This window comes from Psychrobacter sp. NPDC078501, from assembly GCF_044900935.1.
GTDB lineage: Bacteria > Pseudomonadota > Gammaproteobacteria > Pseudomonadales > Moraxellaceae > Psychrobacter.
Genome location: NZ_JBJDOS010000004.1, coordinates 168,288 through 183,425, shown reverse-complemented (window position 1 = coordinate 183,425; position 15,138 = coordinate 168,288). Strand labels below are relative to the sequence as shown.

At 41.4% G+C, this 15,138-nt stretch carries 16 protein-coding genes; 3 read left to right on the top strand and 13 right to left on the bottom strand.

Annotated elements, in window-relative coordinates; all coding sequences use genetic code 11:
• Nucleotides 1-133: 133 nt before the first annotated feature.
• From ACI2IW_RS09025 to ffh, 7 genes are all read right to left on the bottom strand, one after another.
• A complete protein-coding gene (locus ACI2IW_RS09025) occupies nucleotides 134-811 on the bottom strand; it encodes a DUF4112 domain-containing protein (RefSeq protein ID WP_404693425.1) in 678 nt (225 codons plus the stop codon).
• Nucleotides 804-1,721, bottom strand: a complete 918-nt coding sequence (gene ubiA, locus ACI2IW_RS09020; RefSeq protein WP_404693424.1) for a 4-hydroxybenzoate octaprenyltransferase — start codon at nucleotides 1,719-1,721, stop codon at nucleotides 804-806. Before ubiA ends, ACI2IW_RS09025 begins: the two co-directional genes overlap by 8 nt.
• A 130-nt stretch (nucleotides 1,722-1,851) precedes the next feature.
• Nucleotides 1,852-2,094 (bottom strand): hypothetical protein, encoded by a 243-nt coding sequence (locus ACI2IW_RS09015; RefSeq protein ID WP_201579220.1) that lies wholly within the window; start codon nucleotides 2,092-2,094, stop codon nucleotides 1,852-1,854.
• 91 nt (nucleotides 2,095-2,185) lie between these two features.
• Entirely contained in the window at nucleotides 2,186-3,085 is a 900-nt protein-coding gene (locus ACI2IW_RS09010) for a class I SAM-dependent methyltransferase (RefSeq protein ID WP_404693423.1), read from the bottom strand.
• A gap of 66 nt (nucleotides 3,086-3,151) precedes the next feature.
• Nucleotides 3,152-3,994: an undecaprenyl-diphosphate phosphatase gene (locus tag ACI2IW_RS09005; protein WP_404693422.1), complete on the bottom strand. Its 843-nt coding sequence runs from the start codon at nucleotides 3,992-3,994 to the stop codon at nucleotides 3,152-3,154.
• Between the two features lie 209 nt (nucleotides 3,995-4,203).
• The gene (tsaB, locus tag ACI2IW_RS09000; RefSeq protein ID WP_404693528.1) at nucleotides 4,204-4,905 is read right to left on the bottom strand and encodes a tRNA (adenosine(37)-N6)-threonylcarbamoyltransferase complex dimerization subunit type 1 TsaB; all 702 of its coding nucleotides are present in this window, start codon (nucleotides 4,903-4,905) and stop codon (nucleotides 4,204-4,206) included.
• A gap of 270 nt (nucleotides 4,906-5,175) precedes the next feature.
• Nucleotides 5,176-6,720, bottom strand: coding sequence for a signal recognition particle protein (gene ffh / locus ACI2IW_RS08995; protein ID WP_404693421.1), 1,545 nt, complete (start codon nucleotides 6,718-6,720; stop codon nucleotides 5,176-5,178).
• Nucleotides 6,721-7,172: 452 nt separating this feature from the next.
• Here ffh and ACI2IW_RS08990 point away from each other — a divergent pair, with 452 nt between their 5' ends.
• Nucleotides 7,173-7,937: an inner membrane protein YpjD gene (locus tag ACI2IW_RS08990; protein ID WP_404693527.1), complete on the top strand. Its 765-nt coding sequence runs from the start codon at nucleotides 7,173-7,175 to the stop codon at nucleotides 7,935-7,937.
• Between the two features lie 84 nt (nucleotides 7,938-8,021).
• On the opposite strand, the gene purU is transcribed toward ACI2IW_RS08990, so the two are convergent.
• Both purU and ACI2IW_RS08980 read right to left on the bottom strand, forming a co-directional pair.
• Nucleotides 8,022-8,942 carry a formyltetrahydrofolate deformylase gene (gene purU, locus ACI2IW_RS08985; RefSeq protein WP_404693420.1) on the bottom strand — a complete coding sequence of 307 codons (921 nt, stop codon included), beginning with the start codon at nucleotides 8,940-8,942 and terminating at the stop codon, nucleotides 8,022-8,024.
• 214 nt (nucleotides 8,943-9,156) lie between these two features.
• A complete protein-coding gene (locus ACI2IW_RS08980; protein WP_404693419.1) occupies nucleotides 9,157-11,595 on the bottom strand; it encodes an Ig-like domain-containing protein in 2,439 nt (812 codons plus the stop codon).
• Between the two features lie 484 nt (nucleotides 11,596-12,079).
• Here ACI2IW_RS08980 and rpmB point away from each other — a divergent pair, with 484 nt between their 5' ends.
• Nucleotides 12,080-12,316, top strand: a complete 237-nt coding sequence (rpmB, locus tag ACI2IW_RS08975; protein ID WP_057761372.1) for a 50S ribosomal protein L28 — start codon at nucleotides 12,080-12,082, stop codon at nucleotides 12,314-12,316.
• Between the two features lie 128 nt (nucleotides 12,317-12,444).
• Nucleotides 12,445-12,600, top strand: coding sequence for a 50S ribosomal protein L33 (gene rpmG, locus ACI2IW_RS08970; protein ID WP_010201403.1), 156 nt, complete (start codon nucleotides 12,445-12,447; stop codon nucleotides 12,598-12,600).
• A gap of 141 nt (nucleotides 12,601-12,741) precedes the next feature.
• Here rpmG and ACI2IW_RS08965 read toward each other — a convergent pair whose 3' ends face one another.
• The 4 genes from ACI2IW_RS08965 to rpe form a co-directional block, all read right to left on the bottom strand.
• The gene (locus tag ACI2IW_RS08965) at nucleotides 12,742-13,053 is read right to left on the bottom strand and encodes a hypothetical protein (RefSeq protein WP_101205798.1); all 312 of its coding nucleotides are present in this window, start codon (nucleotides 13,051-13,053) and stop codon (nucleotides 12,742-12,744) included.
• 221 nt (nucleotides 13,054-13,274) lie between these two features.
• A complete protein-coding gene (locus ACI2IW_RS08960) occupies nucleotides 13,275-13,586 on the bottom strand; it encodes a hypothetical protein (RefSeq protein ID WP_057761376.1) in 312 nt (103 codons plus the stop codon).
• Between the two features lie 144 nt (nucleotides 13,587-13,730).
• Nucleotides 13,731-14,129: a hypothetical protein gene (locus ACI2IW_RS08955; protein ID WP_404693418.1), complete on the bottom strand. Its 399-nt coding sequence runs from the start codon at nucleotides 14,127-14,129 to the stop codon at nucleotides 13,731-13,733.
• A gap of 211 nt (nucleotides 14,130-14,340) precedes the next feature.
• Entirely contained in the window at nucleotides 14,341-15,030 is a 690-nt protein-coding gene (gene rpe, locus ACI2IW_RS08950) for a ribulose-phosphate 3-epimerase (protein ID WP_057761380.1), read from the bottom strand.
• Nucleotides 15,031-15,138 lie beyond the last annotated feature (108 nt).

Sequence of the window (15,138 nt, the reverse complement as noted above, 5' to 3'; positions counted from 1 at the left end):
TACCTTCTGTTTCAACACTCTATTTAAACCATAAAAAAGGCGGCAAACGTTATTATCGTTGCCGCCTTTTTCCTTTCTTTGTATTACTCTCTACTGACTTGTCTCTACTAAGCTATCTGATGAGTGATTGTATTCACCCAAACCCAGTCGATTGCCCAAAAAGTCCGACCAACCAACTTATCAATGTCCATATCCCCCAGCCGACAAATACAATGACTAGCAGTCCAAGAAAATCAGGGATATGCAGATATAACCAAGCAACGATTGGATTGCGCCAAAAAAACCCAAAACGGCTTTGCTTCTGCTTGTCTTCTAATGATTGGTGCAGAAACGGTCGATCCATATGCATGGTTTCGGTAATACCATACTCATGATGTAGATGCTCGTGCACGATACCCAGTGTCTTACGGCTAGGACGGATAAAAATATCTAATAGCGTACCAATGCCAGGTACGATACCAACGACCATATCAATAAGTGCCAATCTCACCGCTGGCGTCATTTTATGAGCGGGCACACCTAACTGATGCCCTAATATAAATGCATAACTGGTCAATGCCAATCCTGCCAAGTCTCCTGCTAGTGGAATGGTCGAAAGTGCGGCATCCGCACCCATTCCTTGCTTAGTAAAAGGCACTCGCACTAGTGAATCCATAGTATTGGCAAACTTTGCCAGTTTACGCTCAGTTGCGATAACTTGCTCACGAGTCAGACCATGTTCGGCAAGTTTCGCTTGATAGTCTATGACTGACGCATTCGTATCAGACGGTTTCTTTGATTTAAATCTCGGCAATTTATCGAACTTATCCATTGAGCGTCGTCCATATGCAAGTGACTGCGATGAGCGCAAAGACATAGCGCCCTACCCAGATATTGGCCAAGAACGCCTGAAAGCAAGCCAAAGGATTGCGACTGGCACAAGCGCTGTTTTGTTTGGCAAACATCATCGCAACAAGCGCCAACCCAAATACTGGCGTTACACCTAATGTGGTCGGAGCAAAGTAATGCCACATAACCACGCCCATCATTAGCAAAAATAGCATCTGTAGTATCGAAATGATAATCACATCATAACGACCGAATAGTATCGCCGTTGATTTCACGCCAATTTTTAAGTCATCCTCACGGTCAGCCATGGCGTACTGGGTATCGTAGGCCACTGTCCAACACATATAAGCTAAGAATAGCAGCCAACACCAAATATCGGGAGCGCCTTGCACTGCCACATAGGACATCGGTATCGCCCACCCAAAAGCAGCTGCTAAAAATACTTGCGGCAGGTGCGTATAGCGTTTCATAAATGGATAAATAAACGCCAATATAACGGCACCAAGCGACCAGTAAAATACAGCTATAGGCAGGAAAAATAGCAGACTAGCACTTAACAGCACCAGCACTAAGAATGCAGCGATAGCTTCTTTACCAGATAAGCGTCCATCTGCTAATGGGCGACCTTTAGTGCGAGTCACATGACCATCTACTTTTCGATCGGCAAAGTCGTTAATCGCACAACCAGCCGCTCGCATAAATATTGCACCAAGGGCAAATATCGCGAATACCTTGATACTTGGCAACGCTGCCGTCATTCCTTGTTGCTGCGCCTGACCCATTGCAGCGAGTAGTACGCCCCATAATGTTGGCCATAAAAGCAGCTCAATGCCGACTGGCTTATCAAAACGGGTTAGTTGGATGTAGGCTTGTAGCTTGTCTTTAAATGTCATGGCTTTTTATTATCATTGTTTGAATAATTTTTATGTGCGCTTATATATTTCGCTCAGAACAACTGAATTAATTTTTGAAGGGGTTGGTTACTGAGTTTTAATAGACTAATTACTAAGTTTAATGGTCTGGCTACTGAATTTGTTGCCATAATTTATTCGCTTCGATCAGTGATAGCTCAGGATACTGCTTGCGTAATGCTTTCAGCGCTGGGACTTTGTCTTTCTGTTTCGCTTGTTGACGCAAAAATGCCAGTTGCTCTTGTGGATTGCTCAGCTCTTTTAACCGTGCCTCAAGCCGAAGAATTCGAGTACGCAGCATGATATTAATCAACAGTAAAACTGCACCCATAACCCAAATGATTAACGCTGACATTCCTTGCTCCTAAATCCATTAATTCTGAACACACAAACTGCTTAATTGCGTACATTTGCACTCGTACATTCATTATCGCAAACAGCAGCTGTCAGACAAAATAACCATCAAAGCGCACGGCTTCATTGTGCCAGCTTTCACTAGCAGGCTCATCAGCAAGCAGCGGTGCAAACTGTGGACGCTTTACGACCACGCGACCTTGGCCTTGCGTACTTTGTTTAACAACGGCCTGCGCACTACTTAGAAGCTGTCGCTCTTCATCTAACGTTGGTGGACGAGCCAATTGATGAAGAGCTTGCATATGCTTACCGACTTTTGCCCCTTTGCCTGTTTTGCTATCTTGATAGCTATCTTCTGGAAACATCGGATCCAAATAGATGACATCGATTGTCGTAGTATTATCTATTACAGTACTTACTTCTAAATTCGCAAAATAACTGAGTGCATCAGTGTTAATAATCTGTAGACGGCTCATGAGCTTTTGCCAATTGGGTAGCACACTCATACGCTGCTGCTCTACAAGTAACAGCAATGCCATCAACGGCTGCTGCTCAAGCATAGTGACTTGGGCACCAGTACTGGCCAATATCAAACTATCATGCCCAAAGCCAGCGGTTGCATCAATAACATGACTATCTGATGTGATTTTGGCCGCTTGTAATAGCAGCTCAGACTTACGGCCAGCACTCACTACACGGCGCTGCAACTTGTCCCACTCAGGTGCCACACTAAGCCCATCACTTAGCCATGATAGCTTGTCTTTATCATCTAATAATAAAATAGGCTGAGTAGATGCTTGGCTCAATTGCTGACGGCGCTTTTGAGTTAATTTCTCTGTAGCGACTTCGATATCTAAGATAATTGGTAATGTATGCTCAGCTATCAACGACTGTAGGCTCTCAACCTGTGCTTGCTGGCTGTCATTGACGTAGAATAGCTGACAATGTACAACAGCACCTGTCTCGTCATACGTTTGGGGCACATCGGTCATAACCATCATCCTATTTGCTGCTTATTTTCACTATAAATTACTGGCGTGTTAAATCATAACGCAAATCTAGCCAGCCATTTGATAACCAAAGCCCCAAGCGGCGACCAACACGATAACACCCGTGATAATGCGTAACCAAGCAAAAATAGTAAAGTCACGGCGACTTACCCATGCCACAAGTAAGCGGATACAAAGTAGCGCCACCACAAATGATACGATGGTTCCAATACCTAGCACCAGCCAGTCTTCACTGTTGGTCAGTACGTCACCATGTTTGACTAAATCCAACAGTGCTGCCCCTACAATAACCGGAATACCTAAAAAGAAAGAAAATTCAGCAGAAGCCTTACGTGAGACACCTAACCACAGCGCACCAATAATCGTAGCACCTGAGCGTGACGTCCCGGGTATAAGAGCTAAACATTGAAATAGTCCAATCATCAACGCAGTTTTTATGCTGACATCTTCCGCCTCTTCTGCAATGACCGCTTTAGGACGCTTTTCCACGTAAAATATCAGCAGACCGCCAATGATGAGCATAATGGCAACGACGATAGGATTAAACAAATAAGCTTTGATTTCATCGGCAAAAGTAAAACCAACAATCATCACAGGGATAGTAGAGACAATCAGACTCAGTCCTAGCTGTCTAGGATTGGTCATGCCCTCTGCTTTACCAGTCAGCAAGCCCATCAGCGCTTGCCATAACCTACCCCAATAGTCATAAATCACTGCTAAAATAGCGCCAAGCTGTACCACCACGACAAATAAATCGACTTTTTCTTTAGTCCAGAAACCCATCACATCTGCTGATAAAATCAAATATCCCGTACTAGAGATGGGTAAAAACTCAGTGATACCTTCAACGATACCCATGATGACAGCTTGAACGAATAAAACTATATCCACAGTGACTTTCCTAGAAACAGACTGGCCTAAAAAACTGGCCTAAAAACAGACCGATTGGCTGTCCTATATTAACGTTGATTTTATATTGGTATGCGCTTGCTAAACACTAAAAAGCTGGCTGCTATCAATTGAGTTAAACTGGTTATGGTTAAAGTATTTATCATAACCAGTGACAGCAAGCGACGCTGCAAAAAGCATATTTTATAAAGCTATGCTTTACCTTGCTCTTTAAGTGTTTTCCAAGCTTGGTTGCGTAGATATTTTGGCAATGCCTGCGATGCTTCCGTACCACCATCATTTGCAAACTGAGCAATACCAAGCTGCCCAATGACAACAGCATCTGGCCAAACATCTTCATGGCAGTCTTGCTGATCATGTCGTGTTAATAGCGGCGCGCCATTACCCGCGATAGGTAGGTTGAGTGCTGTTTGGCTATCATAATCTAATAGCTGCTCAGTGCTATCGCTATTATTAACCAAGACTGGCTGCATGATGCTATGACCTGATTTGTCATCAGTTGCCAACTCATACTGCCCAAAGTAGACTTGCTGCATACGAGCATCAAGAGCGCTATATAAGTGTGTTAGCCTGTATTTCTGATACGCGCATTGTGCGATTGCTTGTAGGCTTGAGACGCCAACGCAAGGCAAATCATGCGCTACAGACAGAGCCTGTACCACTGCCGTATTGATACGGATACCACTAAACGCACCCGGCCCGCGATTGAATATTAAAGCCTGTATATCAGCAAGACGCAACTGCGCCTCAGACAATGCAGCATCAATCATCGGTAAAATCTGTTGAGTCTGCTGACGCTTACCTGTTTCGGTATGGCTCGACAATACCTGTCCGCTCGAATCTAAAATCGCGATCGAACACTGGTCGAACACGGTATCCATTGCTAAAAACATCACAACCTCGGCTTTTACTTTTGGCGTTCTAAATTGATTTGTCAGATTTTAATAATTTTTAATAACGATCTATCATTCATTCACTATAAGAATACTGACAGAATGAAGCAGCGCCTATCATAGCATTTAGGGTACACGAATTTTATTAATTTCTATATTTTTCACACTTTATCCATCAGTGTTTATCTGCAACTGATAACGATAAAAAGCCCCAAAGCTTTATTGGCCTCGGGGCTTTGTTCAAACGTCTTAAAAATAACTAATCGTTATCTAAAAGCGGGTTTTGAACTTCTTTGGTGCTTGGTTTTGCATTTCTTGCATTTGCTTTTGCATCTCTTCGGTGCTTGGCATGTTGTTTGGATCCAGTCCCATCTGCTTGGCCATCTGTTCTGGATTCACGTCTTTAGCGCCACCTTGCTGACCGCCACCGCCAAACAATGGACCGCCGCCACCTGCTCCACCGCCACCCATGAGGCCTTGCATAGACTTCATCATTTTGCTGATGCCTTCAGGCTTTGAGATCATTTTCATCATTTTTGCCATTTGCTTGTGCTGCTTGAGCAAGCGGTTAACATCTTGAATCTCACGGCCTGAACCTGCAGCGATACGGCGCTTACGACTTGGATTAATCTTGTCAGGGTTTTTACGCTCAAATGGCGTCATTGAGTTGATCAATGCTTCCATCTCACGTACTTTTTCTTCTGGCTTGGCGTCTTCGACAGCTTTTTGCATATCTGAGCCGCCCATACCAGGCATTTTGTCTAAAAAGCCTGCCATACCGCCCATGCTCTTCATCTGCTGGAACTGGGTCAATAGATCCTCAAGGTCGAAGTCACCGCCCTTTTGCATCTTTTTCGCCATTTTTTCGGCTTTATCACGGTCAATTTTCTGCTCAACTTCTTCGACCAAACTCAGTACGTCACCCATACCAAGGATACGCTGCGCGATACGCTCAGGGTGGAACAGCTCTAGCTCGTCTAGTTTTTCACCGCGACCCAAGAATTTGATTGGCTTACCGGTGATAGCGCGTACAGAAAGCGCCGCACCACCGCGAGCATCACCGTCAGTTTTAGTTAAAATAACACCTGTTAATGGCAACGCATCATTAAAGGCTTTTGCGGTATTGGCGGCATCTTGACCCGTCATTGCATCGACGACAAATAGCGTCTCAGATGGGTTAACCGCAGCAGTTAGCGCCTTAATCTCATCCATCATGGTATCGTCGATATGTAGACGACCAGCGGTATCAATGATCAGGATATCTTGATATTGGATTTTGGCTTCTTCAATCGCACGCTTTGCGATATCAATTGGATTCTCATCTGTACTTGAGTTCACAAACTTAGCATTCACTTGACCGGCTACTTGCTCAAGCTGCTTGATAGCCGCTGGACGATAAACGTCGGCAGAGACTAGCATGACTTTTTTCTTTTGGCGCTCTTGTAAATATTTTGCCAACTTACCAGCTGTAGTCGTTTTACCCGCACCTTGTAGACCTGCTAGCAAATAAACAACAGGCGGCTTACCTGTCATCTCTAACTGCTGATTGGCGCTGCCCATCATTTCGGTCAGCTCGTCGTGTACGATTTTGACAAAGGCTTGACCTGGCGCTAACTCTTTTAGCACTTCAGCACCAAGCGCTTGTTCTTTTACACGTTTTACAAAATCACGAGTGACAGGCAACGCCACATCAGCTTCTAACAACGCCATACGCACTTCACGTAGCGTGTCTTTGATATTGTCTTCGGTCAACTGTCCGGTACCGACGATGTTACGTAGGCTCGACGACAAGCGTTCTGTTAAGGTATCAAACATAAATAACTCTCAATTAAAATGGTTTTCAATTAAATAATACGCAATTAAAATAACTCTAAATCAAACCATTAAAATGGTTCATAAATAATATTAGGATACGCTATAAGATATTAGGATATTGCATGACAAGGGACATGATAAAAGAATTATATTATCAATACTATAGCATTAACATGGCTCAAAACTTATAGTCGTTTCGCAAAGGACACAGCGCTTATAATTGTAGTTAACTTTTTACAGATGACATATTTTACGTTTTGCGCTATGCAGCACTGCCGATCATTTATAAGTTATAAGCAAGATGGTGCTCAATTGGCACCCATTTTATGATAAATTGGACGATTATTCTAATCATTCTGATAATACCACTTTAGCGACACATTGAGCGGCAGTTTATGCTCAGTATAAGATGAGGCTTTTTATCTGTGCACTTTGCATTCTTACTTGCTAGCATGGCTTATATCTTAGTCAGCATCCATATTGGTTGGGCGCTGGCTCAGGACAAACCTATCCACAAAAGCCTCAGTTTGGGCTTATTGCTGGTTGGCATGGCTGCACATGCGGCACTGCTATATCCATACGTTGTGACGCTGTATGGTTTAAATTTCAACTTATTTAATATAATCAGTCTGACCAGTTTATTTTTCTTATTCTTTTATCTATTGTTCTGTTTATATCGTCCTATTCTTAGTCTTGGTATTTTGGCTGCACCTACTGCGATAATAGGTATGACGGTCGGTTATGTCGGCCGCGCCCCTTATCAACCGCTCACTGACGTCAGTATCGGGCTTGAAATCCATATCATATTATCATTAGCTGCCTATTGTGTGCTGTTGATGGCGGCTGTACAAGCGCTATTTCTACGTCTACAAATACGTGAGCTTAAGCATCATACCATTCACCGCTTTTGGGTCAACAAGCTACCCTCCTTGCAAAGTATGGAGAGTTTATTATTCGATATGCTGTTGGTCGGGTTTGTATTGCTCAGTATCGCACTGGGGATTGGGTTTATCTATGTACAAGACTTGATGGCACAGCATATCGTGCATAAGACTGTTTTTAGTCTACTATCGTGGTTGTTATTTGGTGTACTACTATTCGGTAACTGGCGTGCAGGCTGGCGAGGCAAACGTGCAGCCAATATCACTATTTATGCCTTTATCCTATTAGCCATTGGCTTTGTTGGTAGCAAGTTCGTCTTAGAAATGCTTCTATAGAATATATTTTCAGAAAAAAGCGGTCAGCAACACTAGTTACTGACCGCCTTTTTATATTCTTAGCAGACTCACTACTGATTTTTCTTAGTTAAATACGACTGTCTTATTACCCGCCACAATCACACGGTTTTGCACATGCCAGTTTACAGCACGTGCTAATACGTTGCGTTCGATATCACGGCCGATAGCACGCAATTCTGTCACTCCTTGGCGATGCGTCACACGGTGTACGTCTTGCTCAATGATAGGCCCTTGATCAAGCTCAGCTGTGACATAGTGCGCAGTTGCGCCGATAAGCTTAACGCCTTTGTCATAAGCCTGACGATAAGGATCTGCACCCACAAACGCCGGCAAGAATGAATGATGAATATTGATAATCTGCATCGGCCAACGTTTGACAAAATCTGATGACAATATCTGCATATAGCGCGCCAATACTAGCAAGTCGTTACCTGCCATCAACTTATGAATCTGCTCTTCTGCATCGAACTTATTGTTTTTGGTCACTGGCACATGATGAAAAGTAATGCCAAAATTCTGTACTGCTTGCTTTAAGTCAGGATGGTTGCTGACCACACAAGTAATCTCACAATCGAGCAATCCACGCTGATGTCGCCATAATAAATCTAACAACGCATGATCAAACTTAGATACCAAAATACCGACTTTGGTCTTCGTTGCATTATTATGTAGACGCCAATCCATGTCGTGACGCTTAGCAACAGTATGTGCAAAGCTGGCTTCAAAATTCTCGATAATATCGCTTAATCCTGCCAAGGCAAACTCTAAACGCATAAAATATTGACCGCCTTCATGCGCCGTTGAATACTGATCAAGCGTAATGATATTAGCGCCATAACGATGAATAAATTCAGAGACTGCCTGTACGATACCTGCCTGATCTTTGCATTTGATGAGCAGAGTAGCTGTATCAATAGTGCTAGGAATCTGTTTGCTCTGAGAAGCTATGGTCGATAATGAAACCGTTTTAGTGTTGTCTGACATAATTCGCCCAATATAAAAAATGATGACTTATCGCTGAAAAATTGCTGACAGCGTAGTAAACCGGTTATTTTAATCTTTTTTGCAATACTTTGCTGAGCGAGTTGGTTGTTTTTGGTTATTTAAGGTGATTTGGTTATTTTAAAGGACAAACTAAAAACCCCCAACGTAGGGTTGGGGGCACCTTTAATCATGTAATAAAAAGAAGCAACTCATTCTAATTAGGATTACTACAACTAGGATTAGTACCGAATGGACTCACCCAGTTTGGACGTGTGGGAACACTAATATCAACATCGTCTATCAGGACTGGAAAACTAATTAAGCGAGACTGTTGTGACTCACTACCATCTACATTTGTATTAACAGTAACTTTGGCCTGGTACCATTCTGCATATTCTTTCGGATAGCGTATTGAAAAATCAACTTTACCAGCACCATCTGTTATAAAATTAAAGTTTTGGCTAGAACCAACCTCGTTGCCATCCTTGTCAAGTACTGCCACGACGTTAATTGGGTCTAACTGGCCATTCCCATTCACATCTTCACCTAAGTCTAAAATACCATTATTGTTTGTATCTTCACTAGGACAGCTTATATATGGGACACGATCCCATACATTTGTGTCAAGAGTAATATTTCTAAATACGCCCCACTGACCTTTACCGTAACTGCTAGGGTTTAAATTAATAGATACTGGTTGATTGATTGCTGGCTTACCTGTACTGTTTAATACGCTAATGGAGCCTTTTTGGAAATAATAAACTTCACGGTCACCAGCAGATATCTTATCCGCAAAGGAAAAACTGATAAATGTTGCTCTAGTCTGTATCGAAATCTTCGCTTCTACAGGACTAATATTTACTGGCTTTTCTGTACCATCTGGCAGCTCAATTAGTCGCACTTCAGCTGCAATGACAACGCCTTCTGTTTTTGTTGGGTTCTGCCCAGCATTGTAAACTACTTTCGCTAAACCACTACTATCAGTATAAGCGACACCTTGACCTAGACTACCCCCAGATGCATCCTTAGTAGTCGTAAACTGGACAATTGCATTTTTCACCGGTGCATCATCGCTATCTAATACGCGAGCGATCACTTGCGTTGACCCGCCAACACTTAGTACTGAACGCTCAGTCTGTAGAAGCAACTTGGTGGGGCTAACAGAGACGAAGCTCAATACCGTTTCTTTAATACTGTCTGGTTGGTTTGTTCTTCTATGTGTAGCAGTGATAGTAGCGCTATCAGGAACACTTGATTCAATATAGAACTCTAATTTCTTATTTAACACTGTAAATACACGGCGTGAACTGCCCTGTTCTTGATTTTCATTTTCATTTTGATAGATTTTGCCTTTGTTTGTGACAAGAATAACAGAATCACCATCATCAGCATCGGGAACACTTAATATTACTTTCTTTCTAGTATCCACCTCTATATCATTTGTTCGTTCAAAGTTCATACTTGATTTGATAGCCGATCCTACAGTTAATATATCAGAAATACGTTGAGTATTTTCAGCACCTTTAATTTCAATACTAAATACATAACTATCATTATTTGAAACATTTAAATCAGCTGTATTTAAGTCAAATCTAAAGTTACCATTACTGTCAGTGCTGCTACTTCCTACTTCTACATTGTTATTATACAATAACACAGTTGCACGATTGATAGGCTCTGCTGCACCATCCATTATCTGCCCAGATACAGTAAAGCTTTCCCCACTACTCACCATGTTTTTAGAAGAAATAACATTACTTGCTCGCGTACCAGAAACTATAATAGGGAAATTTTGCTCAACAATGCTATTTTCTTCGTCATTAACTAATACTGTTAGTAGACTTTCATGGTTTATTTGTGAATCAACATTCGCTCTGCTTTGTATCAGCTTTACTGTAATCAACCCTTCTGCATTAGTAACTTGATTAGAAGAACCATCTAAAGATAAACCATATAATGCAGCATCAGTAATGCCGATAACTACAGGGACACCTGCGACAATACCGCCCTTCTTATCAGTTACTCTAATATTTATCGTTGCCGTGTCTGCACCAGTTAGCAATTCGGTTTTATCAGAGGCAATAAACACATCATAAACATCATCTTTTTGTGTGTTCGTATTACCTTCTACTCCAAATAGTGTAAGAGATTGTTGAACACCATCAACACTGACTCTTACTGTTACACCGTTCTTAATAAGAAAATCACGCTGTGCTGCAGTTAACGTGTTTGTTGCTTGCAACTCAATGACTGCTTTCCCTTTTTCATCAGTAGTTATTCTAGAGCTAGAAGTGCTGAATAACCCAGTTGCTTTAGGGTCAGTGATTGCAAAGGTAACCGTCTTATCATTTACCACTCCGTTTTTATCATCTAATACTAGAGCCTCTATTTTTATAGAAGCATCTTTCGCCATATCCACATTAATACTAGTATAATTAGACAGTATATATATTTCACTTGCCTGAATATCTGACTCTTCCTCACTACCTGATTCTTGATTACTTGGAACTACTGTAACCAATCCAATATCTGGCTTTGGCGCGATAGTATCGGTACCATCACCGCCTCCACCACAACCTGCTAATGCTAATGCGCAAGTCAAAGAAGTGAGCTGAAACAACTTAGAAGTAAGGGGTAGAGAGCTGTATGACATGTTTTGACTCCGCATGAGCAGTAATTTATCTGAGCAAATAAGCAAAAAATCATTACCCAGAATCAAAATAGATTGGTAATGATACATAGATTTACAGTAATACTGACGTATTAACAGATTGTATTAAATATATAACAGCAACTTTACTGACTTTTGTTATAACTTACAACTAAAAATTAATCTTTACTATTAAACAATCAACAACATAGAGCGCTCATTTCAGGGTATAATAGCCCTCCTTTAATTCGACAGTTATTGTAAAAATATTTGAGTATTCATCTGTTTTATGGTATAAATGTCGGCTTTAAAATTTTCTGAATTGGTCAGCCTGTTATTTGCCTTTAGATAGCAGCAAAACCAGCTCAACCTTCATATAGTTTTGTTTGGTGCAAAGCTGCCGCTTGCTGTGTCCATGCCGCAAAAACGTGCAACTTGCCCAGACTGGTATGAGAAAAACTCATACCTCATAGATTAGGAGTTCGCCATGTCTCGAGTTTGCCAAGTGACTGGAAAGCGCCCTATGGTGGGTAATAATGTTTCGCATGCAAACAACAAAACCCGTCGTCGCTTTCTACCAAACCTTCACAACCATCGTTTTTGGGTAGAGTCTGAAAACCGCTTTGTACGTCTACGTGTGTCTACCAAAGGTATGCGCATCATTGACAAACTTGGTATCGATAAAGTGTTAGCGGATCTACGCGCACAAGGTCAAAAAGTTTAAGTTAAAAATAGCAGCTGGATGATGACTCTCATCATTTAGGCTGCTGTTTTGCTACATTAATTGTGGCAACTCACTCTTTGAGACACGTACCTATCGTTTGAAGACCCCTCATTTACAGGAAAGCTATCATGAGAGATAAAATTAAATTAGTATCAACAGCTGGTACTGGGTATTACTACACCACTACTAAAAACAAGCGCACTATGCCTGGCAAAATGGAAATCAAAAAGTTTGATCCAAAAGTACGCCAGCATGTGATCTTCAAAGAAGCTAAAATCAAATAATCTCCATTTTATAAATGGTACTATTTGAACAAAAAAAGGGCTTATCAATTGATAAACCCTTTTTTTTATGGCTGTAGTTTCATGTTGCTAAGCTACGTCTTCAATTATTCGCTTTAATTAGTGCTCAGAAACAACTAAAAATTAGCTGTAGTGTGTTGGTTCTTTATCATATACATGCGCATGCCACTTACTCATTTGCTTTTGCATAATGACCTGAATCGCAGCATGAATCATGTGTTGACCAATGGCTTGAGTATCGCTACCAAGTAGTTCTTTTAGCTTGTCAGAAAAATCAATAGTCATCAGCGGCGCTTCGTCTTGTTCAGCATCACGCAATAACAACCTACCATCATCTGCTTCCACTAACTCTAACGTGGTTTCTTTGGCAAATCCTGCAAACTGATCGCTACTCTCGTTATCTACTTCTATATCATTATCGATATCGTATGGCATTAATGTGTTCCTTATTATCCCGTTTAGTACTGGTAGAGAAACTAGTCATTGCAAAGCAGTCATTTTCTAAAAATACACTCATTCAGCAAATCTATCGTCTTACAGTAACGCGGGTAAATCTGTCTTACTCATACAATGGACGCTTTAACATTGAAATTCAAGGGCTGTCGCATAAGTCTTCGCTATAAAAGCAAACTTGAATGCTATGTCATTTGTATATACTAGTGCCAATAACGCAACTTTCCTAATGTAAATAAGAAGGCCACAAACATTCCAAGATAATAAACCAGCTTTAGCTCAAGGCTAGGATCACGATACTTAAATGGTAGTGCAACGGTGGCCGTCGCAGTGGGCAATATCAGCAGCATAAGCAGCCAGTTTTCAATGACATTTAGCCAACCTTGTAAATCAGTTCCGTGACGTAGTGATGCCAACCCCATTAACAAACAAGCGATAATTAAGCTGGTAAATAAGCCATTTGGTAAGTCTTTAGGATAGATAATTTTAGCAATACTGGCTGGTACGATTCTCATATAAAATTCCAGTCATGCTTGTAGAACATGGCTTAATGATTAAAAAATATAAAATATTACGACATTATATAAGCACGAATAAACAATATAGGTGCAAATAAACGATACAGACGCGAAAAAGCATTATATCTGCAGCTAAACAACTTAACTGTAAGTACCCATCAACCATAGCATCGATATACAAGAGGTCAAATAACCCAAACTAATCGCATTCCAACTCTCGATATGCAAGCCCTTAACTTTATTGAGTATGCGAGAGCCTACCCAAAAGAACAGCGGTATACCTAGCATAAATGCAGGCACAATGACCGTAGCATGACGCAGCACTGTTTCAACGTCATCGCCCACCATCAGGCGAAAGCCATAACCTGCCAAACTAAGTACAAGTGCAAACATCGCTAAGCCAATGGTAATACCTCTAGGCACCAAGCTGCGCTGCGGTGTTTCACTTTCAAGTGATTGCTTAGCCTGCTGATTCAACGTTTCATGAGAGTTTACTTGCACAGAAGGCTCTGTTGAACTGCTAGAATTGTTTGTGTCCATATTTCACCTTTACGCGACTGACCATTATATATAGCTGACTCAATTTAAAAGAGGTACAAGGCAACTGAGTGCAGATGTAACTGTGATACTTCAAGCGCGGTTAACGCTGTCGCTCTTTTATATGGAATTAACTATATAGTCATAAGTTATACAGCACATCTTAATATTATTATTGTATGGCTAATAGCGTTTATTAACCATATAACACTCACTAGCTATTGTTGGCTAATAGCAACTCTGCGCGCATCTCATCGATAGCCGCTTTATAATCTTCTTGATTGAAAATTGCAGAACCAGCAACGAACATATCAGCGCCCGCTTCAGCAATCGCACGTATATTACTGGCTTTGATACCACCATCAACTTCCAATCGAATATCTCGGCCACTGGTAATAATACGCTGACGTACCTGACGGACTTTATCTAAAGTACTATCGATAAACGACTGTCCACCGTAGCCTGGGTTCACACTCATTAATAAAATCTGATCTACTTTATCCATAACATAATCAAGATAATGTAATGGTGTCGCTGGGTTTAATACCAAGCCACACTCCGCGCCGCCATCTTTGATAAGTTGAAGTGAGCGATCGATATGAGCGCTAGCTTCAGGATGGAAGGTAATGATACTAGCACCCGCTTCCAAGAACTGCTCAATCATACTATCGACAGGTGAAACCATCAGATGCACATCAATTGGCGCTTCAACACCATAGTCACGCAACGCCTTACAAATCATGCTACCAAACGTCAAATTGGGTACGTAATGATTGTCCATTACATCAAAATGAATCACATCGGCACCCGACTCTAGTACCTTCTCCACTTCTTCGCCCAACCGCGCGAAATCAGCTGAGAGTATCGACGGTGCAATAAGATAAGGTTTAGCAGGACTGTTCATAATTGAGCTACCTAATTCATGTTTATATAAGATATTAATAAATTAAAAAGGAAATTATAATTGGCTCACATATGCTGAGAGCCTTTTATATATTGATGCTAAATACTT